The organism is Limnobaculum allomyrinae (genome assembly GCF_016649425.1).
GTDB lineage: Bacteria > Pseudomonadota > Gammaproteobacteria > Enterobacterales > Enterobacteriaceae > Limnobaculum > Limnobaculum allomyrinae.
Genome location: NZ_JADRCR010000015.1, coordinates 16,820 through 42,275 on the forward strand (window position 1 = coordinate 16,820; position 25,456 = coordinate 42,275).

The following is a 25,456-nucleotide window of genomic DNA, read 5'->3' on the forward strand; positions in this document are numbered from 1 at the left end:
CTATTTTACTATTGGCGTCAGAATACGGTGAGGCCTATAACAAATATGATTCCGGAGAACAGCAGGGCGGTAACACAGTAACCCATAATGTCCCGAACCCCTAAACCAGCAATCGCCAGAGCAGGTAAGGCCCAGAATGGTTGTGCCATGTTCATCCACTGTTCACCGTAGGCGATTGCCATGGCTGATTTACCCAGATCGGCGCCTAAAGCTTGTGCCGCAGGCATAACAAATGGACCCTGAATAACCCAGTGACCGCCGCCTGATGGTACTGCGAAGTTAATCAACGCAGAACTGAAGAAGGTCATGATTGGGAAGGTATCTTTGTTGGCAACGTTAATAAACCACTCGGTGATCAGACCACCTAAACCGGAGTGTTCCATCATTAACTGGATACCGGCATAGAACGGGAATTGTACCAGAATACCGGCGGTACTCTTGGCTGCGGCAGAAATGGCGCGCATATAGGCCATTGGCGTTTTGTGCAGCAGTAAACCGGCAATCATAAACATCATGTTGACGGTGTTGATGGTGATATTGAAGCCTTTTTCGTAGAAATACATGCCTAAGTAAGCAATACCCAGCGCCCCAATGATCCACGCGATGATACGGCTTTCTTCCATTTTTTCCGCCACTGGAGCATCAGCAGGAAGTTTTTTCTGGAAGTCTGGCTCTTCAGCCAGCAGAGATGGATCAACAGTTACCACATCTTCTGGTTTTGGCATCATCATACGGGTAACAAACGGCATCACCACAATCAGAGATAACGTAATAAAGATGTTGTAGTTAGTGAAAATGGTTTGAGAAACCGGGATCAGACCCGCGATATGCTCAACCGGGTTACCTGGCGTTGCGGCCAGCAGCGGCATTGAACCAGAGAAACCACCACCCCATGTCAGGAAGCCGATATAAGCACAGGCAATCAGCAATGGATAGTCAGAGCCTTTCACCCGACGAGCCACTTCACGGGCAAACATTGCACCGACTACCAGTCCAAAGCCCCAGTTAATTACACAGGCAACAGAACCAAAGAAGGTTACCAGCATAACGCCCTGAGCAGGGGTTTTAGCGGCTGATGCGGTTAGTTTCAGGATACGTTTAACCGGCGCGGAGCTGGCCAATGCATGTCCTGTTACGATAATCAGCGCCATTTGCATACCGAAACCAAGCAGGTTCCAGAAGCCGTTACCCCACATTTGCACCATATCGACAGGTGTATGTGGTGTCAGAGCCAGTGCGATCACAAAAGTGAGCATGGTTAACAACATGGCGAAAATTAACGGATCGGGCAGATAGCGGCTAACAAAGCCGGTTAAGAAACGAGATATGCGGCCGATCATGCTACACCTTCCTCAACAACGATTGGCATAACTTTAAAGTCTGCAGCCACGCTAAATTCAGCATCAGTTGCAGCCTTGATAGCTTCAAGCGTAACGCCCGGAGCATGTTCTTTCAGAATTAGCTGTCCCTTTTCAAACTCGAACACGCCCATTTCAGTCACAATCATGCTGACTTTGTTCTTAGCGGTTAACGGTAAAGTGCACTGCTTGAGGATTTTTGATGAACCATCTTTGGCACAATGCTCCATCGCGATAATGACGCGGCGAGCACCGGTAACCAGATCCATTGCTCCACCCATGCCCGGAACCATTTTTCCCGGAACCATCCAGTTTGCCAGGTTGGCGCTTTGGTCAACCTGCAGGCCGCCTAAAACGCTGGCATCCACATGACCACCACGGATCAGGGCAAACGAGAAGGCACTGTCAAACATGGCAGCACCTGGCAGAACACCACAAGGTTGTCCACCGGCGTTGACCAGATTAGGATGTGCTTCAGTTACCGGGCCTAAACCCAGAAAACCGTTTTCTGACTGTAGAGTGATATGAATATCTTGTGGTAAATAGTTCACTACCTGAGTTGGCAAGCCGATACCCAGGTTCACAATGTCACCATCATGTAGTTCAAGGGCTACGCGGCGAGCGATGAGTTCTTTTGCGTTCATGATTAGCTCTCCTTTGGATAAACAATGTGATCGATTAATGCGCCAGGTGTCATTACGTGGTCCGGAGCAATATCACCCACCGCCACCAGACTATCCGGTTCAGCAATAACCACATCTGCGGCCAGCGCGATGATTGGGTTAAAGTTACGGGCAGTTAATTCATAAACCAGGTTGCCCTGATGGTCAGCGATATGGGATTGAATCAGTGCTAAATCAGCACGCAAAGGGAGTTCCAGAAGATATTCAACACCGTCGATAGTCAGTTTTTGTTTGCCTTCTTCAACGACGGTACCAACGCCAGTTGGGGTTAAGAAACCACCAAGGCCAGCACCACCGCAGCGGATCCGTTCAATCAGAGTACCCTGAGGTACCAGTTCCACTTCCATTTCTCCGGCAATCATACGACGACCGGTTTCCGGGTTGGTGCCGATGTGTGACGCAATCACTTTCTTCACTCTGCCGTTAACCACTAAAGGGCCAATACCGGTATCAACAAATGCAGTATCGTTAGCAATGATAGTTAAATCTTTTACACCAGAATTAAGGAGGGCCTCGACCAGACGCGGCGGTGTTCCCACACCCATGAAACCGCCAACCATGATAGTCATACCATCACGAAAATATTCAGCAGCCTGCTGTATATCAATATGTTTATTTTTCATAATTATTCCTTATGTTTTGACGTCCGAAGAAGGACTCACACAAGGAATTGCAAGGGATGTGCCAGTTATGGTTTTTATGCAGTTTTTTGCACTTTGTGATAATTAATTATTAATAATCAATTGATTAATTTAATTCCAGTCAGGAGCTGAAACGAGGCGATGGCTAAAATTAGTAAGGAGAAGTGTGCAATTATTTGCACAGGTGTGCACCTTTTGTTTCACTGTTGGAGGTATGCTAAAAATCAGGATTTGCTATTTCAGAGCAATAGTTGAAACAGAAGGTTTACTCGCAGAGGTTTGTTAGATCATAGCGGCCATAAGTCAGGATTTAGTTTCATTTTATGCTATTCATTTTTTAAGTTGCCTGATTAGACGCGTTTTTTATTAGCCCTTAAGCGTGCTTGAACGAGTTTCTTTGTAAAAAATAAGTTATTTCTATTTAAATTTATTTTTACTTAATTTCTATCTGGAAATGATTTATTAATGGATTATTTCCCCCCTTTTTTTATTGAGATAAACTTTTCAACTCAATTATTTGATCTAATTAATAATTTTATTTTTTCTGATAAATAGAATCACTTAGCTATTAGATGTGCGTTTAATATTTTCATTCGATTGATAATAAACGTTATTGTTTATTCTTATATCAGTAATTCTATTTTTATAAAAATAAATGAATGTTTAAATCATTATTTATTCTATCTGGCGGGGAACCAATATGGCTATCTTTGATATCAAGGGATATTCGAGTAAAGAATCAGCAGAATTAGTTAACCAGTCTTTAGCGATAATTAATTATTCATTTCGAGGTTTACCTGAAGGATTAGCTGAAGGTTATTACAAATATGGTATGACGACGACAGGGATAGTTCCGATGCTCTGGACAGGCCTGTTTGGTTCTAAAACGTCTCAGGGAGTAATGAGCTGGAGTGGATTAAAAGGTGCTGAAGATAGAAGCTACCAGAGTCTTGCGGATAGTGGATGGCAGCGAATTTCCGCCAGTGAATTAAATTATCAGGGAAAGGAAGATAAGTGGAATGCCATCGTTGGTGAACATCCGCTATTTCGTTCCGCTCAGGCTGATGTTTTAGGGTTTCACGATGAGCAAGGACAGTTAAGTAAAATCACTATTGCCTTTCGCGGTATTACCGGAGAGCGGGAGAATCTGGTTACCGATACTTTGATGGATGTGGTGAATCTTTATAACAGTATTGTGAAACCACAACCGGATTATTTACCTAAAGCTTTTGGTGAGTTACTGCAAACTGTTGCGGAATTTGCTCAGGCAAATGGCCTGAGCGGGGAAGATATTATTTTTACGGGCCACAGTTTAGGGGGTTCACTGGTCAGTAATATGGCAATGCTCAGTGAAGCTGAATGGGGCGGGTTTTATAAAGATTCTGTGTATATCTCTTCCGCCTCTTCACGTATTGATAGTAATGCGATGAATGTGTTGCATTATGGTTTGGAAAATGAGCCCGTCTATCGGGTAACTGATAGCGGAAAAATTATGTTCTTTGACTCGTTATTTGTTCACGATCAGGAATACCCTAACTCAACCGATAATATTGTTGGTTTTAACGATCTTTATGCCGGTAAGGCCGGATTATTGAATTGGTTACCTTATAGCATCGCTAATCCGGTTTCATGGGTGACGCACATGCCATTTACCTATAGTGATGTGATTAAAGGCATTACAGGTTCCCAATTTTATGATTTAACCGAGCAAGATTCAGTGATTGTGGTATCCAGCCTGTCTGATGTGACGCGAGGTAATACATGGGTAGAGGATATCCAATCCAGAACCTCCAATCATTATGGCAAGAGTGCCTTTATTCTTGGTTCAGATCATGATGATTTGCTGCGAGGCGGTTTGGGCAACGATCGTCTGGAAGGTTTTTCTGGTGACGATCGTTTTCAATTAGGGCAAGGGTATAACATTGTCGCCGGTGGTGAAGGTAATGATGTGCTTGAATTGACTCATCCTTTGTCGGAATACAGTATTAGTCGTGATAGCGAAGGAACGGTCTATTTGTATCATGCAGAACAAGGTACTTTAAACACGTTATATGATGTGGAATATATCTCAGACAACACAGCGAGTGGAACGACCTATCAAATATGCGAACATGGCTTACAGCGGGTGGATGACCCTTCCATCGTTTATGATTATGCCACCACAGCGGCAAGCTCCGCGGATGATGACCAATTACAGTTAACCGAGAGTGGCTGGATGTTTGGTGGCGATGGTAATGATATATTGATCGGCAGTGATAAACCCTCGTTATTCTTTTCAGGCAAGGGAGATGACACATTAGTCAGCCTGGCTGATGACCTGTTTGTGTTTAATGACGGTGATGGCAATGATGTTATTCACGGTTTTGATCAGGGCGATCTGATTCAATTGGTTGGCATTGCGGGATTAACTCGAGTCGAGGATTTATTTAAAGATCTCATGATGACCGAGCAAGGGACGATGGTAAGTTATGGCGAAAATAACTCGATACTACTGGCTGATGTCCCCCGTGAGCAGTTGAGCATGGACCAATTCATTCTGGTTTAAAAGGGATAGCGAATAGTAAAAAGGGCTGCAATGGTTGCAGCCCTTATGAGTAAGATTATTTCAGCGGCGGGACGCCGTCTTTCCATGTATCCCAGTGGGTTACAATGTAGTCAGTCATTTCGCCACCGACAGTGGCAATATTCTCTACCGTTTCTTTAAAACCACCCGCCGTTTGGCCCGGAGCCGGGTCTAAATGTTCCAGCGTGGTTTCGTTAGGATTACCCTGATCGAAGTTAACTGACCCACGTAAGCTGAACACGCGTTGAGTGGTACCTTGAGTGCGGGCAATCACCTGAGTGATGGCAGCAATTTCCATTTCAGTTACCAGATAGTCGTCCGCGCCGTACAGTTTAGCAATGTACTGAGCCTCTTTTGACATTCCCGGGCCGTGGAAGAAAGTGTCTCCAGTCATATGAGTACCCGTCAGAACCTTTGGTGCGCGCCTGGCGTTATCATCCGGATAGCGTTCACGATATTTTTGTGCGCCTTCGGAATCCAGCAGCTTAGTTTGTCCGGTAACCTTCATTGCCCAGGAAACCAGCGTTGGATTGAGCTGATAGCTACGAATGTTTTCGTAACCTTTACGCGGCATAAAAGTTTGGCCGTTATGTAACCCTTCCTCCGGTGCCCAGCGGTGACCAAGATCGTAATCAATTGCCCACGAGCCCCAGCTTACATCACCGATGGTTCCGCGAGATGGCGGAGTACCGGCAACGCCGTTAATCATAAAATAGGTTTGTGACATATCAAACTTAGGGTTTAACAGGATAGCCTGTACGGAGGAGGAAGAGGCTACTTTACCCATACCTAATACGGAACCGCACACACCATCATCGTTACAAAAAACGGGAGATGCGGCACCTTTAACGGTAATTGGTTGGCTATTTTTGAAATATTTCTCATACCAATACTGGAACTCTCCGGCTTTATCTCCGGTGTTTTGGCCAATCTCAAACATAGAGCCAACAAACACTTTTACTTTAATTGGGGCTTCGCTGGCTAATGCCTGACCGGAGATAAAAAGCGGAAGGAAAAACAACGGGCACACACTCTTTTTTAACATCACTTATTTCCTGTTATGGTTCACGTAATCGTTTGCGCTATTTTCCCTATTCATGAATAAAAAAACCAGCCGTTATTGTTCATTCATGGAAATAATTTTTCATCGATGAGCCACATCTTGATTTTTCGGGATTACTTGCGAGTTCTCATTTTTCCATCAGGGGGTTTACGCTAAACTATGGTTCTATTATTTGCGTAAAACTTACAGCTGAAACAATAGGAAACGTAACGGTTATGCCAGAAAAGATAATAAAAGAGAACACAGAAGTAAGTTCGCTGACTAAGCGGCAAATAACATCATTGTTAGAGGATTATCAAACCCTTAATGGTTCGTTACGTAAAATTGTGATTATATTTTTTCTTAGTGTGGCTATCGTTGCTTACATGTTGGTATTTGGTAGCGTTTGGGATATCCCAATGATGGTGTTTACAGTAGCAATGGCCGGTTATTTTTTGTTGCTGAGCCGTAGAAAGAAAAATGTTGAGAACCAGTTAGATAAAGCATGTTCATCATTGTTTCACTGTGGCTTTAAACACGCTGCGACACAATTGAATCTCTACTTGAAACAGCATCACGAAGGTGCGGAATAACCGGCCCAGAGACCGGTAATGACATCCATGCACGTCACGTTAGTCAATTCGATGCTCTTGCAGTTTATACATTAATGCCCGGCGGCTGATTCCCAAAACTCGTGCAGTCTGAACCCGGTTTCCCTGATTGTTAGCCAGCGCGGTGCAGATTAATTCACGCTCATAAGCTTTCAGGTTCTCTTTTAACGTATGTCCTATCAGGGTATGTACTGTTTCACTGATATGAGGAACATTGAGTTGTTGCTGTAAGTGTTCCGGTAGTTCATCAGGGAAGATAATAAATCCGGTACTCATGATGACCGCTCGCTCTATGGCGTTGGATAGCTCTCTAACGTTTCCAGGCCATGGATAGCTTTCAAGAATGGCTAATGTGCTGGGATCCAGCTCTACGATCTCTTTACCGTTTTCTGCACTGAATTTTTGTAAAAAGTGCTGTGCCAACAGAGCGATATCTTCCGGTCGCTCACGTAGCGGAATTGGAGAGAGATGTATGACGTTCAGGCGATAGAATAGATCCTGACGAAACTCGCCTTGTTCCACCATGGCCGCCAGATTACGGTTAGTGGCGGCAATCAGGCGAATATCGGTTTTAATGGTCTGGCTTCCACCTAAGCGTTCAAACTCTCTTTCCTGCAAAACCCGTAGCAATTTTACCTGTAAGTTATGAGGCATTTCGCCCACTTCATCCAGTAACAGCGTTCCTTGATTAGCGCGTTCAAATAGCCCCTGACGTTGAGTCTGGGCACCGGTAAACGCCCCTTTTTCATGACCAAACAGTTCACTTTCCAGTAAAGATTCCGGTAGTGCACCACAGTTAATTTTAATGAATGGCCCTTTGGCACGTGGACTGTTGTAGTGAATGGCCTTGGCTATCAGCTCTTTGCCGGTGCCGCTTTCTCCGGTAATCAGTACGCTGGCGTTACTTTGGGCTATTTTTGCTGTGTCTTTACACAACTCCATCATTTTGGGGCTGTTAGTCAGAATACGATCCCATTGATAGCTATCCGACAGTGCACGATGCAGCAAATTAATCTCTTGCTTCATTTCCCGCAGCTGCATAGCTCGGCCGATCATCATCTTTAGTTCATCAAGATCGAAAGGTTTAATGACATAATCAAACGCACCCAGACGCAGAGCCTCCACTGCAGTTTCTATCGCGGCATAAGCCGTCATTAAAATGACCGGTATGCTCTGATGAGTTTGTCGCATCACCTGTAGTGCTTCCATACCGTTTAACTTTGGCATGCGAATATCCATCAGGACGATATCTGGCGTCTGTTGTTTAAAGAGTTCTAACGCCTGCTGACCGTCTTCCGCACAGATGGGCTGATGTCCGTCACGAGTAAATACCGCGGTAAGCATGTGACGAACGCTTTCTTCATCATCAACGATAAGAATACGGTAGGATTTTTTCATTGTGGAATTCCTTCGCTATGCTTAACCGGTAATACAATGGTAAAGGTAGTTCCCTGATTAAGCTTACTTGTTAGCGTAATATCCCCATCGTGGGCGGTAATAATACGGTGGCTGATTGAGAGGCCAAGCCCGGTACCCGATGGTTTGGTGGTATAAAATGGATCAAATATTTTGGTTTTTATTTCGTCGCTAATACCGCAACCGTTATCGGAAATAATAATCTCCTGCCAGTCTGACGATAACGCTCGGGTGACAATAATAATTTCACCTCGGGCAGCAATGGATTGCACCGCATTAATCAACAGATTGAGCAAAACCTGCTTTAACAGTTCTCCATCCGCTTCAATATCAGGTAATTGCTCTTCAAGTTGAACCACGAAATCAATTCTGGCTTCGACCCCTTTAGTTTTTACCAGAACCAGGCTTTGATTAATAATCTGATTTAAATTGATTTTTTGATACAGACTTGGTCGTGGTCGGGCGAAGTCCAATAGCTGTTGAATAACTTTGTTGATGGAATGGACTTCTTTCAGAATGATTTGAGTATATTCCAGCCGCTGTGGGTCGGTTTCACTGTCTTTGAGTATCTGAACAAAACCACTGATGGCGGTTAACGGGTTGCGAACTTCATGTGCCACACCAGCCATTAACTCACCAAGTGTTGCTAAACGTTCCGCCTGTTCAATGCGGCGCTGAACCTCTTTCTTGGCGGTTAAGTCAGTAAAAATAACCAGAGCACCAATGGTATCCCCTTGGGCATTACGTAGCTGGCTGGTACTGACGCTGATTTGTATCGTGCGATTTTTACCGGGGTAATCCACTTCCAGAGCCACATGCTCAATGTCGTGGATTAAGGTATCGAGTACCGGACTGAAGAAATTAGTGTTTTCAAATATTTCTGCGTAGGGTCTGCCAATCAACTCTTTTTGACGATAACCGGTGATCTCTTCTGCTGCCGGATTCATCATGGTGACACGGCCTTCTATGTCGACGGAGATTACACCATCAGCGGCACTTTCAATGATCAACTCGTTCAGCGTTTTCGCCTCTCTTAGCGCTCTGGAGAGTGAGTTTACACTGTCGGATATTTCGCCCATCTCGCCTTTCATTGGGGGAATCTGCGTTTTTAGATTGAGGGGTAGCTCATTTAAACCTGACTTGATGGTATCGATATCTGAGGCGAATCGGCGGGAAAAAGCGACGATCATCCAGATACTGAACAGCATACCAATACAGATTACCGCAATGATTTTCAGATCCATGGCTAAAGCCTGACGGGCAATATCATTGGAGAGCTCATTAGCCCAGATATAGCCGATAACCTGATCGTCACGCTTAATAGGGATCATTGAGTTCATGATATTGCCCCGAACCTGAGACCCCCAACGAACAAGTGGTTCTCCGGTTGCCATTACGTCCCGTCCTGGATGGTCTTGCTTTATCGTGACCCCAACAGCGTTGCCGTGTAGTGCTTGTGGGCCATAGGTAATGATGGCATCCAGCTCCCGGTTGTAATAACCGGCACCTACACCAGAAAACGCTTTGGTGATGCTGTCGGTTATCGGGGCTAATTGCTGATTCAGTGCGGCTATACGCTGGTCGCGAGGCAAGTCCGGGTAAAGTTTAAATGAATCTTTCAGCGCGTCATCTAACAATCGTGTGACGGCGGATAATTTAATCTTTTTTTCCTGCAATAGCGCATCCCGACCTTCGGTTTCAACCAGATAGCCAATAACCAGTGTAGGTAACGAGACCATTACAATCGCCAACACCATCATTTTACTGCGTAGAGTGTGTGGCCGAATTCGTTGAATGAACCGTTTGTAGTCCAAAAAAGGGGGAGACATTGCAGTCGGTTCCTTTAGATATTAATAGCGTATTTTCTGGCCATTGAACTGTAGCCAGAGCGTTGGCCTGAATATAGTTCTTCAGACAGATGGTACAAGAGGCACTGTCGCAAAATGTGAGGAGTATCCTACAGTACGTAATAGTAACGAGGGGAAATTTTAAATTTTATCGATAAGATTCTAATCATTTTGTCGTTAGATGATTTGCTGGTGGGAACAGCGGTTATGGCTCAGATTGCCAGACTTGTGTACACACTTGATCTAACAGCGCTTTGCTATGACTAATAATAACCATACCCAAATTACGTTGTTGGCTTTGTTGCAAAATGAAACGCCAGGTTTGAGCTTGCATGACGGGGTCTAATTGGGCAGTGATTTCATCTGCAATCAAAAAGCGTGTTTTTGGGGCTAACGCTCTGAGAAGGGCAATGCGAGCCAGTTCACCACCAGAAATCTCCGACGGATAGCGCTTTAATAACTCAGGATCGATGGCTAATGCTTCCAGCCAGTCATTGGCGGGGTGCCATACATCATATAAAGCGGCACCAGTGGTTCGGGCAGGATTAAATGTACGTTCGGGATGTTGAGGAACCAGTTGTACCGGGCAATAACCTCTGAGGGGGAGAGGTTGATTGTCCAATGTAATATAACCATTTGTTGGCTGTTGCCAGCCAGCCAATACTCTGCCCAGCGTGGTTTTACCGTAGCCGCTGGGGGCGAAAATACCCAATCGTTCCGCCGGCGCTATGAATAAGTTAAGATCATGCCAAAGAGTTGTTTCTCCTTGTGTGATGCTTAAATTATGCGTTTGCAACATGATAAAGTGGCTCCGGGGTATGAATAAAATGCTGTTCCGGCAGAGCCTGCCATAGCGATTGAAGCCATGGGCTACCACCACCATGACGCAATGTACTGGAGTGAATAACTTCCTTGATCGTTCCTTGATGTAAAACAGCAATTCGGTCGGCAAAATTAGCAGCCAGATGTAAGTCGTGGGTGATCCACAGTACTCCACGACCTTGATGACATAAGCTTTTCAGGTGGTGGAGTAAAATTTCTGCGTGATGGTTATCCAGCCAGGCTGTGACCTCATCTGCCAGAATAAAACGAGCCTGACTGAGTGTGGTGCAACTTACTAAAACTCGTTTTGCCATACCGCCGGAGAGAGACAATGGATATTGTTCTAATAGCTGTTCTGGCAAATTATACTGTTGTAACTGCTGTGAAATAGCCTGATATGAAGGTGTTTTTCCACTTAATTTTGCTGCCCGTTGAATCTGCTTTCCTGTTTGAATTAAAGGATTCAACGCGCTAACACTTTGTGGAATATAACCCAAAGTATTTCCTCTAAGCGTCTGCTGTTGGGCTGCGTTGATAATACAATCATCAATTAAAATTTGCCCGGATGAACGCATGGTGGAAGGCAGCAACCCTAATATACTTTGCAGTAATAAACTTTTACCTTCACCGCTTCCTCCAACCAGCGCTACTAATTCTCCCGCCTGAACTTTTAGATTGATGTTATGCAAAATTGAGTTCCAGACCGGAGGACGAAACCAACGCTCTTTAGCACAAGACAGTTCAAGATTTTTTAGTTGTAACATGATGATTTCCTTAGCCAGATTTTTTGCAGGCCGCGGGCTAATTGATCGATGGTCAGAACCAGAATGACCAGCGTCAGGCCAGGATAAACTGCCAGCCACCAGTCACCGCTGCTTAAATATCGCAGGGCATCAGATAACAGTAATCCCAGAGAAGGCTCATGGGGCTCAAGCCCAAATCCAAGAAAGCTGAGCCCGGCACTATGCAGCACCGCATGAGGGAAAATCAGTAATGCCCCCACCAGAAGTTGAGGTAACAGCAGCGGCAGATAGTGTTTATAACAGCATTGCCAGCGGCTGAGGCCAGTACGCTGAGCCAGTAAAATGTAGTCAGCCTGACCGATTCGTAATAGTTCTGAACGCAAAATAAGAGCCAGCTTTGGCCAATGGGTCAGAGAGACGGCTGTAATCACACCCCATTTTCCGCCGCCAAAGGTAAAGCAGATCAGAATCAATAACAGTAAATGGGGTAGGGCAATAAAGGTATCAATCAGCGTACGGATAAGGTAATCCATGGTTTTGCTGAGCTGACTGAGGATGGCAATGACCAGCGCCAGTAGACCGCTGCATAGTGCGGTGATAAAACCGATTTGTATGCTGGTCATCATACCCTGTAAACAGCGTAGCCACAGGTCGCGCCCCAAATTATCGGTACCAAACCAAAATTGCAGAGAAGGAGCACTGCGGCGACTAAGCAAATTTAGCGTAATTTCCTGAGTATTGCTGTGAATTCCAAGAAATAGCAGGATACCGAGCAGCGTAGTTGCCAGAAGCAGTTGGAGCAGCGTTTTGTTCATTGAACCTTTCACTGAACCCTCCGCAATGGCGCATTAATGCGGTTGAGTAATATTGCTGCACAGGTATTACCAATAAAAACCAATAGAGTGATAAATAGCACGATGCCCAGCAACAGCGGTACATCACCACGCAGTCCGGCATCAATCGTTGCCTGACCTAAACCGGGATAGGCAAACACCTTCTCTGCCAACAGTGCTCCGCCTAACAACTCTCCCAATGAGGCAAATTGCAGGCAGATAGCAGGCGTTAGAGCATGGCGCAGCATATGAAATCTGATCAACGACCAGCCTTTGTCGCCTTGTGCGTGGGCGTAGTAGATAAATTCACTTTGGGCCACTTCTTCAATACGAGAACGTGTGTGCAGAGCAATATTACCTACCCCTAATAATCCTAAAGCGATGGTAGGTAAAATCAGGTGGTGAATGCGCTGTATAAACGTAGCCTCACTTCCGGTTAACCCCGGTGGCCAGACGCAACAAATGGGAGCCCATTCCAGTTTCACCGAAAAGAATGCCAGCAGCAGGATGCCAATCCAGAAAGTCGGTAAAGAAGACAACAGATAACACAGCGTACGGATAATACTGTCAGGCCAACGATTCAGATAACGACCAGCAATTAGCCCCAATGTGATACCGAGTACACCAGAAAGTACCCAGGCTGATGCCAGTAGCATGAATGAGGTGAGGAATCGTTGGGTAATCACTTCAGTGACCGGTGCGTTATACACCATGGAATAACCAAGATCGCCCTGTAACAACTGTTTCAGCCAGAGCAAAAAACGTTGCCATAGCGGTTGATCCAAACCCCAACGCGCAGCAATTTGCGCATATTGTTCTGGCGGCACGTGGAGTAAGTCGTTACCTATGTAGGCTCGGATAGGATCTACCGGAGAAAAACTTAGCAAAACAAAAGTGCCCACGGCAACCATAAGCAGTAGGCTGATAAGTCTTAAACTGAGCAGTGGCAACTGGCGCATTACTTACAAGTCCAACTCCAGTTCTCAAGATTGTTGAGCACCGTCCAGTCTCCGTGAGCTTCCGGCGCTCCCTGACCTAAACTAACGCAGGGATTAACCAGATAAGTATGATTCAGGTTAATCAGCCATGCCCATGCTGCATCACCCTTAACGCCTACTCCGGTGGTTCCGTCCCATTCAACTTTTTGCCATATTGGTGTGGCTGCCTGCCAGTTCGGAGTTTCTATCGCCTGTTGCAGATGTTTATCTACGGTGGCATTAGAGTAGTATCCCGGATTGAAATAGCCTTCTCCTTGCAGCTTACTGGAGTAGTGGTGGTACAGTTCCATTGGATCCAGACTGCCCCAGCCAAACAGGGTTGGGTTAGCATGCATATAACGTTCTACGGTTTCCCAACTGCCTGACTTGAGGGTTACTTCAATACCTATAGGTTTTAGCATGGCGCTAAAAGCCTGTGCCAAATCGCGACGAGTGCTGTCACCGCTGGCATACCAGAGGGTAAGCTTCGCCGGAGTACCGTTTTTCGCACGAATTCCGTCAGGCGTTTTGCTCACCCATCCTGCCTGTTGCAGAATTTGACGGGCTTTCTCAACATCACCATCTTTGAATTGTGCTTCCGGGTTATCCCATGGAAGCCCTTTAACTGCGGAGTAAGCTGGAGTTGCGTGTCCATCAAACAGTTGAGTTGCCAGAAGCTGGCGGTCAACCGCATAGTTAATCGCCTGACGAATAGCGATATCAGCCGTAATGTTATTACCGATATCATTGCCCTGAGCATCTTTTTTACCGGCAGAAATCATCGGAAACATGATACCGCGGTTTTCAACGCTGGGTTGAACCAGCAGTTTCATATTGTTCACTGGCTGATTAGCCAGGGTTTGTGGAACGCGAACTAAATCCAACTTGCCGCTGCTGGCTGCTGCATAGGCGCTATCCTGATCTAAAAATACAAATACCAGTTTGTCGAAGTCATTCTTTTTACCTGCGTAATAGGGATTTGCTTCAACAATTAGCTGCTGTCCGGGCTGTAAACTGGCTAGCTTATAAGGGCCTGCTCCAATAGGCTGGCGGGCAAAGTCTTTACCATATTTTGTTTGTGGGACGATACCTAAGGCGCCAAGCACATTGATAAAGGTACTTTCAGGGTGTTTAAGCTGAATAGTTAGCGTTTGTTTATCGATAGTTTTGGCCTGCTGAAAGCTGCCCATATCCGCTTTACCACCACTAATAGCGGCCTGGTTATAAGAGAACACCACATCGTCAGCGGTCAATGGTGAGCCATCGGAGAATTTTAAATCGGGTTTCAGATGTACAGTCCAGGTCAGGCCATCATCACTTAATTTGTAGCTATCAACCAGTACCGGTTGCCAGCTCAGGTCAGCATTCTGCCGTAGCAAGGGGCTGTGCAGTAATACATAGCTGCCGTGGCTCCAACCCAGCAACGGATCAAAACCCTCAGAAGGCTCAGCGCCTATTGCCAGTTTTAACGTATGGTTTTGTGCTGATATGGGGGCTGCTGCTAAGGCGGCAAACAAACAAAGTGTGAAAGGGGATAATCCGGACTTCATGAGATAACGTTGCTCCTGATATTTTATTAATAGAATTTGGAATGCGTTAAAACGTTCGTCATAACTTTTCATGAAAACTTCATACTTTAGGTGCGTTTTATAACAAGGATGAAAATTCCGCACTTTGATTTAGATCGGATATATCGAAATTTGAGTAAAATGTGTGGTAAAAAACGCGGGACAAAAAACAGATGAAAATAACTGGTCAGATTTTGTTTAGTTCAGACGCAAAAATTGACTATAATCTGCTCGCTGTGGATGAAAAAAAGACAGGTTTGATTAAAAAGTGAGCGATAGCGCATTAAACTGAATTTTTTTGTTGCATCGTTCTTCATGTCTCCCTAGAATGCGCAGCACTTGATGCCGGCTTAGCTCAGTAGGTAGAGCAACTGACTTGTAATCAGTAGGTCGCCAGTTCGATTCCGGCAGCCGGCACCATCAAGTTTTTTTGGGCGGGGTTCCCGAGCGGCCAAAGGGAGCAGACTGTAAATCTGCCGTGATTCACTTCGAAGGTTCGAATCCTTCCCCCGCCACCATATTTGATTGTATTGACGCGATGTGGCATCAATACAGTGTCTGAAAAGACACCTGAAAGGGGATGAGTTAAGAACTTCAGTTGAAGTTCAGTACTCAGCAAAGCGAGAAAAACTACTGAGTAGTTACCCAACGGGTGTATCGCAGTGTCTGAAGTCATTCTTCCCCCACCACCGAGTTTAGAGTGTTGAAGCACCAGGTCACTGAGTTCGGAACTGCGGGCATCGTATAATGGCTATTACCTCAGCCTTCCAAGCTGAAGATGTGGGTTCGATTCCCACTGCCCGCTCCAAATGCTGATATAGCTCAGTTGGTAGAGCGCACCCTTGGTAAGGGTGAGGTCGGCAGTTCGAATCTGCCTATCAGCACCACTTTCCCTTCTACAGTAAATTCCCCTGATAACTTCTAACTCGAACTGATATTACAAGCTTTTGCTTGGTTAATGTGGTTTAACCACGATCTATCGTGTTTTAGAGGGACTATCGATGTCTAAAGAAAAATTTGAACGTACAAAACCGCACGTAAACGTCGGTACTATCGGCCACGTTGACCACGGTAAAACAACTCTGACAGCAGCTATCACCAACGTATTAGCAAAAGCTTACGGTGGCCAGGCTCGTGCATTCGATCAAATCGATAACGCACCAGAAGAAAAAGCACGTGGTATCACCATCAATACTTCTCACGTAGAATACGACACCCCAAGCCGTCACTATGCACACGTTGACTGCCCGGGACACGCCGACTACGTTAAGAATATGATCACTGGTGCTGCTCAAATGGACGGCGCTATTCTGGTAGTAGCTGCAACTGACGGCCCAATGCCACAAACTCGTGAGCACATCCTGTTAGGCCGTCAGGTAGGCGTTCCTTACATCATCGTGTTCCTGAACAAGTGTGACATGGTTGATGACGAAGAACTGTTAGAATTAGTTGAAATGGAAGTTCGTGAGCTTCTGTCTCAGTACGATTTCCCAGGTGATGATACTCCGGTAATCCGTGGTTCAGCACTGAAAGCGCTGGAAGGCGACGCAGCATGGGAAGCAAAAATCATCGAATTAGCAGAAGCCCTGGATTCTTATATCCCAGAGCCAGAGCGTGCAATTGATAAGCCGTTCCTGCTGCCAATCGAAGACGTATTCTCTATCTCTGGTCGTGGTACAGTAGTAACTGGTCGTGTAGAGCGCGGTATCGTTAAAGTAGGTGAAGCAGTAGAAATCGTTGGTATCAAAGATACTACTCAAACGACTTGTACTGGCGTTGAAATGTTCCGTAAGTTACTGGACGAAGGCCGTGCGGGTGAGAACGTAGGTGTTCTGCTGCGTGGTACTAAGCGTGAAGAAATCGAACGTGGTCAAGTACTGGCAAAACCAGGTACTATCAACCCACATACCCAGTTCGTATCAGAAGTTTATATTCTGAGCAAAGATGAAGGTGGTCGTCACACTCCATTCTTCAAAGGCTACCGTCCACAGTTCTACTTCCGTACAACAGACGTGACCGGTACTATCGAACTGCCAGAAGGCGTAGAGATGGTAATGCCAGGTGATAACATTCAGATGACAGTAACGCTGATTGCTCCAATCGCGATGGACGAAGGTTTACGCTTCGCTATCCGTGAAGGTGGCCGTACTGTTGGTGCTGGTGTTGTTGCTAAGATCATCAAATAAGTTTGACGAAACTAGCTGTAAGAGGGCATCATTTGATGCCCTTTTTCAACGTTGTGAATTAAAAAGAACCTATCTCATCAAGTTTTTCTGTTCTGAAATCTGGTATAAGGGCAGTGAGAGCTAGGGTGAGATAGGCTCATATACGGCGTATTATGCCGAAGAACGAGCATTCGGCTTGGTTGCTCTGCTATAATGCGGGGTGAAAGATTTACTTAAGTCATAATGACAGGTTGGTTTATGAGTGCGAATACCGAAGCTCAAGCAAGCGGGCGCGGACTAGAAATAGTTAAATGGCTGATTGTCGCTGCGTTATTGATTGCTGCTATCGTAGGTAATTATATCTATCGTGGGTATAGCTTACCGATACGCGCAATTGCGGTTGTAGCGATTATTGGCATTGCTTTTGTGATTGCGTTGTTTACCGTTAAAGGTAAAGCAACCCTTGAATTTGCGCGCGCTGCACGCATTGAAATGAAAAAAGTAATTTGGCCTACACGTCAGGAAGCGCTGCAAACAACATTGATTGTTGCGGCGGTGACTGTTGTTATGTCACTGATTCTATGGGGGCTGGATGGTATTCTGGTCCGTTTGGTCTCATTTATAACTGGCCTGAGGTTCTAAGATGTCTGAAGCCCCTAAAAAGCGTTGGTACGTAGTGCAAGCATTCTCCGGTTTTGAAGGTCGCGTAGCGCAGTCTCTGCGTGAGCACATCAAACTGAACGAGATGGAAGATCAATTTGGTGAAGTGATGGTTCCAACCGAAGAGGTTGTTGAGATTCGCGGTGGCCAACGTCGTAAAAGCGAACGTAAATTCTTCCCAGGCTATGTATTAGTCCAGATGGCGATGAACGATGCGACATGGCATCTGGTTCGTAGCATTCCACGCGTTATGGGCTTCATTGGCGGTACTTCAGATCGTCCAGCTCCGATTAGCGATAAAGAAGTTGATGCGATTATGAATCGCCTGCAACAAGTTGGTGATAAGCCACGTCCGAAAACGCTGTTCGAGCCGGGTGAACTGGTCCGCGTTAATGATGGTCCATTTGCTGACTTTAACGGTGTGGTTGAAGAAGTTGACTATGAGAAGAGCCGTCTGAAAGTATCGGTCTCTATCTTTGGTCGTGCGACACCAGTTGAACTGGATTTCAGCCAGGTCGAAAAAGGCTGATTTACTAACCAACTCCGGTTAGTAAAATATAACCGTCAGGTTATTGGATTACTGTATTGTAAGATGCGCGGGGTTATCGTATAATTCCGCGCCTTTTATTTTATAAAAGCACTCACAGCTTTATTTAAAAACGGGGAGCCTTTCGGGGCGTTATCACCCAAACCGAGGAAATACACATGGCTAAGAAGGTCCAAGCCTACGTTAAGCTGCAAGTTGCAGCTGGTATGGCAAACCCAAGTCCACCAGTTGGTCCAGCTCTGGGTCAACAAGGCGTGAACATCATGGAATTCTGTAAAGCGTTCAATGCTAAAACTGAAAGCATTGAAAAAGGCTTACCAATTCCTGTGGTAATCACCGTTTATGCAGACCGTTCTTTCACGTTTGTTACTAAGACTCCACCGGCTGCTGTTCTTCTGAAGAAAGCTGCAGGCATTAAGTCTGGTTCTGGCGTTCCAAACAAAACTAAAGTTGGAACTGTTACAAACGCGCAAGTTCGTGAAATTGCACAAACTAAAGCCGCGGATATGACTGGTGCTGATGTAGACGCTATGGTGCGTTCTATTGAAGGTACTGCTCGTTCCATGGGCCTGGTAGTGGAGGGTTAATCAATGGCTAAGCTAACCAAGCGCATGCGCGTAATCCGTGACAAAGTTGACGCAACTAAGCAGTATCAAATTACTGAAGCTGTTGCTCTGCTGAAAGAATTAGCAACTGCTAAATTCGTTGAGAGTGTAGACGTTGCCGTAAACCTCGGTATCGATGCTCGTAAATCTGACCAAAACGTCCGTGGTGCAACTGTACTGCCACACGGTACTGGTCGTACCGTTCGTGTAGCTGTATTTACTCAGGGTGCAAACGCTGAAGCAGCTAAAGAAGCTGGTGCAGATCTGATCGGTATGGAAGATTTAGCAGACCAAATCAAAAAAGGCGAAATGAACTTCGACGTAGTTATTGCTTCTCCTGATGCAATGCGCGTTGTAGGTCAATTAGGCCAGGTATTAGGTCCACGTGGTCTGATGCCAAACCCGAAAGTGGGTACCGTTACTCCTAACGTTGCTGAAGCGGTTAAGAACGCTAAAGCGGGTCAGGTTCGTTATCGTAATGATAAGAACGGTATTATCCATACCACTATCGGTAAAGTTGACTTTGATGCAGATAAACTGCAAGAGAACTTAGAAGCTCTGCTGTCTGCACTGAAGAAAGCTAAACCATCTACAGCTAAAGGTGTTTTTGTTAAGAAAGTTAGCCTGTCAACCACCATGGGTGCTGGCGTAGCTATCGATCAAAGCAGCCTGAGCTCAGCAGCGAACGTTTAATTCACTGCTTTACTATGGCGCCAGATTCGTCTAGAATTTGGCGCCATAGAATTTTTCGGTTGGAGCCTGGCCTTATCCAGGCCTCCGTCCAAGACCGCAGGTGTATGGCAACATACTTAATTGCTTGTTCTTAATGAAAAAGTATAACGACCTGCGTAGACGGTGAGAGAGCCAAAAGAATGTTTTTCTTATTAAAAAGAATAGTCTTTGCTGGATTCTACTCACCGTGTTTTAACGCCTGTTCATCGTTTTCTTCGGGAAACGATTGATTCAGGTGATGTGAGTTCCGGGAATTATCCCGGTCTAATCCAGGAGCACAAAGCCAATGGCATTAAATCTTCAAGACAAACAAGCGATTGTTGCTGAAGTTAGCGAAGTAGCCAAGGGTGCGCTGTCTGCAGTAGTTGCGGATTCCCGCGGCGTTACTGTAGCCAAAATGACTGAACTGCGTAAAGCAGGTCGTGAAGCTGGCGTATATATGCGTGTTGTTCGTAACACCTTAATGCGTCGCGTAGTTGACGGTACTCCATTTGAGTGCCTGAAAGACACGTTTGTTGGTCCAACCTTAATCGCGTTTTCTACTGAACATCCGGGCGCAGCTGCTCGTTTATTCAAAGCGTTTGCTAAAGAGAATGCAAAGTTTGAGGTTAAAGCAGCAGCCTTTGAAGGTGAGTTGATTACTGCGGCAAATATTGACCGTTTAGCAACTTTACCAACCTACGACGAAGCAATCGCACGCCTGATGGGAACCATGAAAGAAGCCGCTGCCGGCAAATTGGCTCGTACCTTGGCTGCGTTGCGCGATCAGAAACAAGCAGCTTAATTGCTTATTCTATCGTTGCTTTTTAGCGTATAAATTATTTCTATATTTTAGGATCACTTGTTATGTCAACTATCACTAAAGACCAAATTTTAGACGGTATCGCAGCTCTGTCTGTAATGGAAATCGTTGAATTAATTTCTGCTATGGAAGAGAAATTCGGCGTTTCTGCAGCAGCTCTGTCTGCTGGCCCAGCTGCTGTTGTTGAAGCTGCTGAAGAGAAAACAGAATTCGACGTAATTCTGACTAACGCTGGCGCTAACAAAGTTGCTGCTATCAAAGCAGTACGTGGCGCAACTGGTCTGGGCCTGAAAGAAGCTAAAGACTTAGTTGAAGCTGCTCCAGCTGCAGTTAAAGAAGGCATCAGCAAAGATGAAGCTGAAGCTCTGAAGAAAGCACTGGAAGAAGCTGGTGCTTCTGTTGAGGTTAAGTAAGACCTCGTTCCAGTTTGCAGCCTGACTTACAGGCTGATGGCTGGTGACTTTTTAGTCACCAGCCTTTTTGCGCTATAGGGTTTCAGTAGAATTTCACACTGTTTGCCTACTGAGTAACCCCAATATTTCTTTCTATTGACGACTTAATATACTGCGTTCCCTGTCTGGTTTACTGACCGGCTGCCAGCGCAATGAAATGATTTAAGAGTAATAGAAATGGGTATTGCGGAAGATTTTCATTCTTCCGATCGAAATAAATAGTGTTGCATGAAGAACTGTCCCTGTTCGGACGGACAGAGTGGGTCACTGATCAGCGAGCTGAGGAACCCTATGGTTTACTCCTATACCGAGAAAAAACGTATTCGTAAGGATTTTGGCAAACGTCCACAAGTTCTGGACATTCCTTACCTTCTTTCTATCCAGCTTGACTCGTTCCAGAAGTTCATCGAGCAAGACCCGGAAGGCCAACACGGACTGGAAGCAGCATTCCGTTCAGTGTTCCCTATCCAGAGCTACAGCGGTAACTCCGAGTTACAGTATGTGAGCTATCGTCTTGGTGAACCTGTATTCGATGTCAAAGAGTGTCAAATCCGTGGTGTGACCTATTCCGCACCGCTGCGCGTAAAACTGCGCCTGGTGATTTACGATCGTGACGCTCCGGCGGGCACGGTTAAAGACATCAAAGAACAAGAAGTTTACATGGGTGAAATTCCACTCATGACCGATAACGGTACCTTTGTTATTAACGGTACTGAGCGTGTTATCGTTTCTCAGTTACACCGTAGTCCGGGTGTGTTCTTTGATAGCGACAAGGGTAAAACCCACTCATCGGGTAAAGTGCTGTATAACGCACGTATTATTCCTTACCGCGGTTCCTGGTTGGATTTCGAGTTTGACCCGAAAGATAACCTGTTTGTTCGTATTGACCGCCGTCGTAAGCTGCCAGCGACCATTATTCTGCGTGCGCTGGATTTCTCGACTGAACAAATTTTAGATCTGTTCTTTGACAAGATCGTATTTGAAATCCGTGATAACAAGCTGCAAATGGAACTGGTTCCTGAGCGCCTGCGCGGTGAAACTGCCTCTTTCGATATCGAAGCTGGCGGTAAGATCTTTGTAGAGAAAGGTCGTCGTATTACTGCTCGTCATATTCGCCAGCTTGAAAAAGATGGCATCGATAAAATTGAAGTTCCGACCGAATACATTATTGGAAAAGTCGTATCTAAAGATTATATCGATGAGAAGACCGGGGAAATCATTTGCCCTGCGAATATGGAACTGACGTTGGATCTGCTGGCTAAGCTGAGTATGGCTGGCCACAAGCGTATTGAAACGCTGTTTACCAACGATCTGGACCACGGTGCTTATATCTCCGAGACCGTACGTGTCGATCCAACTACCGATCGCTTAAGCGCGCTGGTTGAAATCTACCGTATGATGCGTCCTGGTGAACCACCAACGCGTGAAGCTGCAGAAAACCTGTTTGAGAACCTGTTCTTCTCTGAAGATCGTTATGACCTTTCTGCGGTAGGCCGCATGAAGTTCAACCGTTCTTTAGGTCGTGAAGAAATTGAAGGCTCCGGCATTCTGAGCAAAGACGACATTATTGAAGTGATGAAGAAACTGATCGGTATCCGTAACGGTATTGGTGAAGTGGATGATATCGATCACTTGGGTAACCGTCGTATTCGTTCCGTTGGTGAAATGGCTGAAAACCAATTCCGTGTTGGTTTAGTGCGTGTTGAGCGTGCGGTTAAAGAGCGCCTGTCATTAGGCGATCTCGACACTCTGATGCCTCAGGACATGATCAACGCTAAGCCGATTTCGGCAGCGGTGAAAGAGTTCTTTGGTTCAAGCCAGCTTTCACAATTTATGGACCAAAACAACCCACTGTCTGAGATTACGCACAAACGTCGTATCTCTGCACTGGGCCCGGGCGGCTTGACGCGTGAGCGTGCGGGCTTCGAAGTACGTGACGTACACCCGACTCATTACGGTCGCGTATGTCCAATCGAAACGCCGGAAGGTCCAAACATCGGTCTGATCAACTCCCTGTCTGTGTATGCACAGACTAACGAGTATGGTTTCCTGGAAACTCCATATCGTCGCGTACGTGACGGTCTGGTAACCGATGAGATTCATTACTTATCCGCCATTGAAGAAGGCAACTACGTTATCGCTCAGGCGAACTCCAACCTGGATGACGAAGGCCGCTTCATGGAAGATCTGGTGACCTGTCGTAACAAAGGCGAATCAAGCCTGTTCAGCCGCGATCAAGTGGACTATATGGACGTTTCAACCCAACAGGTTGTCTCCGTAGGTGCTTCTCTGATCCCGTTCCTGGAGCATGATGACGCCAACCGTGCCCTGATGGGTGCGAACATGCAACGTCAGGCGGTTCCAACCCTGCGCGCTGATAAGCCGCTGGTAGGTACCGGTATGGAACGTGCTGTAGCAGTTGACTCCGGTGTAACCGCCGTTGCAACTCGTGGCGGTACCGTTCAATACGTTGACGCATCTCGTATCGTAATTAAAGTTAACGAAGACGAGATGATGCCGGGCGAAGCAGGTATCGATATTTATAACCTGACTAAATACACCCGTTCTAACCAGAACACCTGTATCAGTCAAATGCCATGCGTCTCTTTAGGCGAGCCAGTTGAACGCGGTGACGTGTTGGCTGATGGTCCGTCTACTGACCTGGGTGAACTGGCTCTTGGTCAGAACATGCGCGTCGCATTCATGCCTTGGAATGGTTATAACTTCGAAGACTCCATCCTGGTATCTGAGCGTGTTGTACAGGAAGACCGTTTCACAACTATCCACATTCAGGAACTTTCTTGCGTATCTCGTGATACTAAGTTAGGGCCGGAAGAGATCACTGCTGATATCCCTAACGTGGGTGAAGCGGCGCTGTCTAAACTGGATGAATCCGGTATCGTTTATATCGGTGCTGAAGTGACCGGCGGTGACATTCTGGTTGGTAAAGTAACGCCTAAAGGCGAAACTCAACTGACGCCAGAAGAGAAACTGTTGCGCGCGATTTTTGGTGAGAAAGCGTCTGATGTTAAAGACTCTTCACTGCGCGTACCAAACGGCGTTTCAGGTACCATTATCGACGTTCAGGTATTTACTCGTGACGGCGTAGAAAAAGATAAGCGTGCGCTTGAAATCGAAGATATGCAGCTGAAGCAGGTTAAGAAAGACCTGACTGAAGAACTGAAGATTTTCGAAGCTGGTCTGTTTGCTCGTATTCACGATGTGCTGGTTTCCGGCGGCATCGAAGAAGAGAAGTTGAGCAAGTTGACTCACGACAAGTGGCTTGAAATCGGTTTAAGTGACGAAGATAAGCAAAACCAGCTGGAACAGTTGGCGGAGCAATACGACGAACTGAAATCTGAGTTTGAGAAGAAACTTGAAGGTAAGCGCCGTAAGATCACTCAGGGCGACGATTTAGCCCCTGGCGTTCTGAAGATTGTCAAAGTCTATCTGGCGGTTAAGCGTCAGATTCAGCCTGGTGACAAGATGGCAGGTCGTCATGGTAACAAAGGTGTTATCTCTAAGATCAACCCGATCGAAGATATGCCTTACGATGAAAACGGCGTGCCTGTTGACTTAGTTCTGAACCCGCTGGGTGTACCATCGCGTATGAACATCGGTCAGATTCTGGAGACCCATCTGGGTCTGGCTGCTAAAGGTATTGGCGACAAGATTAACGCCATGCTGAAACAGCAGCAGGAAGTTGCAAAACTGCGTGAATTTATCCAGAAAGCTTACGATCTGGGTGATGATACGCGTCAGACAGTAGACTTAGCTAAGTTTACCGATGAAGAAGTGCTGACTCTGGCAGAGAACCTGCGTAAGGGTATGCCAATTGCAACACCAGTGTTTGATGGTGCAAAAGAGAAAGAAATCAAAGAGCTACTGACACTGGGCGGTTTACCGACCTCTGGTCAGATCACGCTGTTTGATGGACGTACCGGTGAACAGTTCGAACGTCCGGTTACCGTTGGCTATATGTACATGCTGAAACTGAACCACTTGGTTGATGACAAGATGCATGCACGTTCTACCGGTTCTTACAGCCTGGTTACTCAGCAGCCGCTGGGTGGTAAGGCTCAGTTCGGTGGACAACGCTTCGGTGAGATGGAAGTGTGGGCGCTGGAAGCTTATGGCGCAGCGTACACGCTACAGGAAATGCTGACCGTCAAGTCCGACGATGTAAACGGCCGTACCAAGATGTACAAAAACATCGTGGATGGCAACCATCAGATGGAGCCAGGCATGCCGGAATCCTTCAACGTATTGTTGAAAGAGATCCGCTCGCTGGGTATCAACATCGAGTTGGAAGAGGAATAAATTCCTCTTATTTCCAGCCCCGGTCGCCGGGGATGGTTGCAGGGCACAGGGGCGCTTAACCCCTTAAAC

General features: G+C 46.1%; 21 protein-coding genes and 4 tRNA genes. 14 read left to right on the plus strand and 11 right to left on the minus strand.

The features are described 5' to 3' along the window. Window positions 1-17: 17 nt before the first annotated feature. From I2494_RS19015 to atoD, 3 genes are read right to left on the minus strand one after another with little or no spacing between them, the layout of a single operon-like run. Entirely contained in the window at window positions 18-1,340 is a 1,323-nt protein-coding gene (locus I2494_RS19015; protein WP_218468557.1) for a TIGR00366 family protein, read from the minus strand. Continuing rightward, window positions 1,337-2,002: a CoA transferase subunit B gene (locus I2494_RS19020; protein ID WP_218468558.1), complete on the minus strand. Its 666-nt coding sequence runs from the start codon at window positions 2,000-2,002 to the stop codon at window positions 1,337-1,339. The genes I2494_RS19015 and I2494_RS19020 overlap by 4 nt, the downstream gene beginning before the upstream one ends. 2 nt (window positions 2,003-2,004) lie before the next feature. Next, window positions 2,005-2,664, minus strand: coding sequence for an acetate CoA-transferase subunit alpha (atoD, locus tag I2494_RS19025; RefSeq protein ID WP_218468559.1), 660 nt, complete (start codon window positions 2,662-2,664; stop codon window positions 2,005-2,007). A 718-nt stretch (window positions 2,665-3,382) separates the two neighbouring features. Between atoD and I2494_RS19030 the strand changes: the two genes are divergently transcribed. Next, a complete protein-coding gene (locus tag I2494_RS19030; RefSeq protein WP_218468560.1) occupies window positions 3,383-5,227 on the plus strand; it encodes a polyurethane esterase in 1,845 nt (614 codons plus the stop codon). Between the two features lie 55 nt (window positions 5,228-5,282). On the opposite strand, the gene I2494_RS19035 is transcribed toward I2494_RS19030, so the two are convergent. Continuing rightward, window positions 5,283-6,290, minus strand: a complete 1,008-nt coding sequence (locus I2494_RS19035; RefSeq protein WP_218468561.1) for a purine-nucleoside phosphorylase — start codon at window positions 6,288-6,290, stop codon at window positions 5,283-5,285. 233 nt (window positions 6,291-6,523) lie between these two features. On the opposite strand from I2494_RS19035, the gene I2494_RS19040 reads away from it, so the two are divergent. Next, a complete protein-coding gene (locus I2494_RS19040; protein ID WP_218468562.1) occupies window positions 6,524-6,880 on the plus strand; it encodes a hypothetical protein in 357 nt (118 codons plus the stop codon). Between the two features lie 39 nt (window positions 6,881-6,919). On the opposite strand, the gene atoC is transcribed toward I2494_RS19040, so the two are convergent. From atoC to I2494_RS19075, 7 genes are all read right to left on the minus strand, one after another. Then, the gene (gene atoC / locus I2494_RS19045) at window positions 6,920-8,296 is read right to left on the minus strand and encodes an acetoacetate metabolism transcriptional regulator AtoC (protein ID WP_218468563.1); all 1,377 of its coding nucleotides are present in this window, start codon (window positions 8,294-8,296) and stop codon (window positions 6,920-6,922) included. Beyond that, complete coding sequence (gene atoS, locus I2494_RS19050; RefSeq protein ID WP_218468564.1) at window positions 8,293-10,143, minus strand: two-component system sensor histidine kinase AtoS; 1,851 nt, start codon at window positions 10,141-10,143, stop codon at window positions 8,293-8,295. Before atoS ends, atoC begins: the two co-directional genes overlap by 4 nt. A gap of 223 nt (window positions 10,144-10,366) precedes the next feature. Then, window positions 10,367-10,960: an ATP-binding cassette domain-containing protein gene (locus I2494_RS19055; RefSeq protein ID WP_218468565.1), complete on the minus strand. Its 594-nt coding sequence runs from the start codon at window positions 10,958-10,960 to the stop codon at window positions 10,367-10,369. Then, window positions 10,944-11,747, minus strand: coding sequence for an ATP-binding cassette domain-containing protein (locus tag I2494_RS19060; protein WP_218468566.1), 804 nt, complete (start codon window positions 11,745-11,747; stop codon window positions 10,944-10,946). Before I2494_RS19060 ends, I2494_RS19055 begins: the two co-directional genes overlap by 17 nt. After that, entirely contained in the window at window positions 11,735-12,541 is an 807-nt protein-coding gene (locus I2494_RS19065) for an ABC transporter permease (protein WP_267081351.1), read from the minus strand. The genes I2494_RS19060 and I2494_RS19065 overlap by 13 nt, the downstream gene beginning before the upstream one ends. 8 nt (window positions 12,542-12,549) lie before the next feature. Continuing rightward, window positions 12,550-13,518, minus strand: a complete 969-nt coding sequence (locus tag I2494_RS19070; protein ID WP_218468568.1) for an ABC transporter permease — start codon at window positions 13,516-13,518, stop codon at window positions 12,550-12,552. Beyond that, window positions 13,518-15,086 carry an ABC transporter substrate-binding protein gene (locus I2494_RS19075; RefSeq protein ID WP_218468589.1) on the minus strand — a complete coding sequence of 523 codons (1,569 nt, stop codon included), beginning with the start codon at window positions 15,084-15,086 and terminating at the stop codon, window positions 13,518-13,520. The genes I2494_RS19070 and I2494_RS19075 overlap by 1 nt, the downstream gene beginning before the upstream one ends. Before the next feature lie 362 nt (window positions 15,087-15,448). Between I2494_RS19075 and I2494_RS19080 the strand changes: the two genes are divergently transcribed. The 12 genes from I2494_RS19080 to rpoB all read left to right on the plus strand — a co-directional run bounded on the left by I2494_RS19080 (window position 15,449) and on the right by rpoB (window position 25,387). Further along, window positions 15,449-15,524, plus strand: a tRNA-Thr gene (locus I2494_RS19080). Window positions 15,525-15,537: 13 nt separating this feature from the next. Beyond that, window positions 15,538-15,622: transfer RNA gene (locus tag I2494_RS19085), tRNA-Tyr, on the plus strand. A gap of 215 nt (window positions 15,623-15,837) precedes the next feature. Further along, a tRNA-Gly gene (locus I2494_RS19090) sits at window positions 15,838-15,912 on the plus strand. A gap of 3 nt (window positions 15,913-15,915) precedes the next feature. After that, window positions 15,916-15,991 (plus strand) — tRNA-Thr (locus tag I2494_RS19095). A 114-nt stretch (window positions 15,992-16,105) separates the two neighbouring features. Continuing rightward, the gene (gene tuf, locus I2494_RS19100) at window positions 16,106-17,290 is read left to right on the plus strand and encodes an elongation factor Tu (protein ID WP_218466761.1); all 1,185 of its coding nucleotides are present in this window, start codon (window positions 16,106-16,108) and stop codon (window positions 17,288-17,290) included. Window positions 17,291-17,527: 237 nt separating this feature from the next. Further along, window positions 17,528-17,911 carry a preprotein translocase subunit SecE gene (secE, locus tag I2494_RS19105; protein ID WP_218468569.1) on the plus strand — a complete coding sequence of 128 codons (384 nt, stop codon included), beginning with the start codon at window positions 17,528-17,530 and terminating at the stop codon, window positions 17,909-17,911. A gap of 1 nt (window position 17,912) precedes the next feature. After that, window positions 17,913-18,458, plus strand: a complete 546-nt coding sequence (gene nusG / locus I2494_RS19110) for a transcription termination/antitermination protein NusG (protein ID WP_108901157.1) — start codon at window positions 17,913-17,915, stop codon at window positions 18,456-18,458. A gap of 176 nt (window positions 18,459-18,634) precedes the next feature. After that, on the plus strand, window positions 18,635-19,063 hold the full coding sequence (gene rplK, locus I2494_RS19115; RefSeq protein WP_130593057.1) for a 50S ribosomal protein L11: 429 nt from the start codon (window positions 18,635-18,637) through the stop codon (window positions 19,061-19,063). A 3-nt stretch (window positions 19,064-19,066) separates the two neighbouring features. Then, window positions 19,067-19,774 (plus strand): 50S ribosomal protein L1, encoded by a 708-nt coding sequence (gene rplA / locus I2494_RS19120; RefSeq protein ID WP_218468570.1) that lies wholly within the window; start codon window positions 19,067-19,069, stop codon window positions 19,772-19,774. Window positions 19,775-20,099: 325 nt separating this feature from the next. Then, the gene (gene rplJ, locus I2494_RS19125) at window positions 20,100-20,597 is read left to right on the plus strand and encodes a 50S ribosomal protein L10 (RefSeq protein ID WP_218468571.1); all 498 of its coding nucleotides are present in this window, start codon (window positions 20,100-20,102) and stop codon (window positions 20,595-20,597) included. A 62-nt stretch (window positions 20,598-20,659) separates the two neighbouring features. Continuing rightward, a complete protein-coding gene (rplL, locus tag I2494_RS19130; RefSeq protein ID WP_218468572.1) occupies window positions 20,660-21,028 on the plus strand; it encodes a 50S ribosomal protein L7/L12 in 369 nt (122 codons plus the stop codon). A gap of 330 nt (window positions 21,029-21,358) precedes the next feature. Further along, window positions 21,359-25,387 carry a DNA-directed RNA polymerase subunit beta gene (rpoB, locus tag I2494_RS19135; protein WP_218468573.1) on the plus strand — a complete coding sequence of 1,343 codons (4,029 nt, stop codon included), beginning with the start codon at window positions 21,359-21,361 and terminating at the stop codon, window positions 25,385-25,387. Window positions 25,388-25,456: the final 69 nt, after the last annotated feature.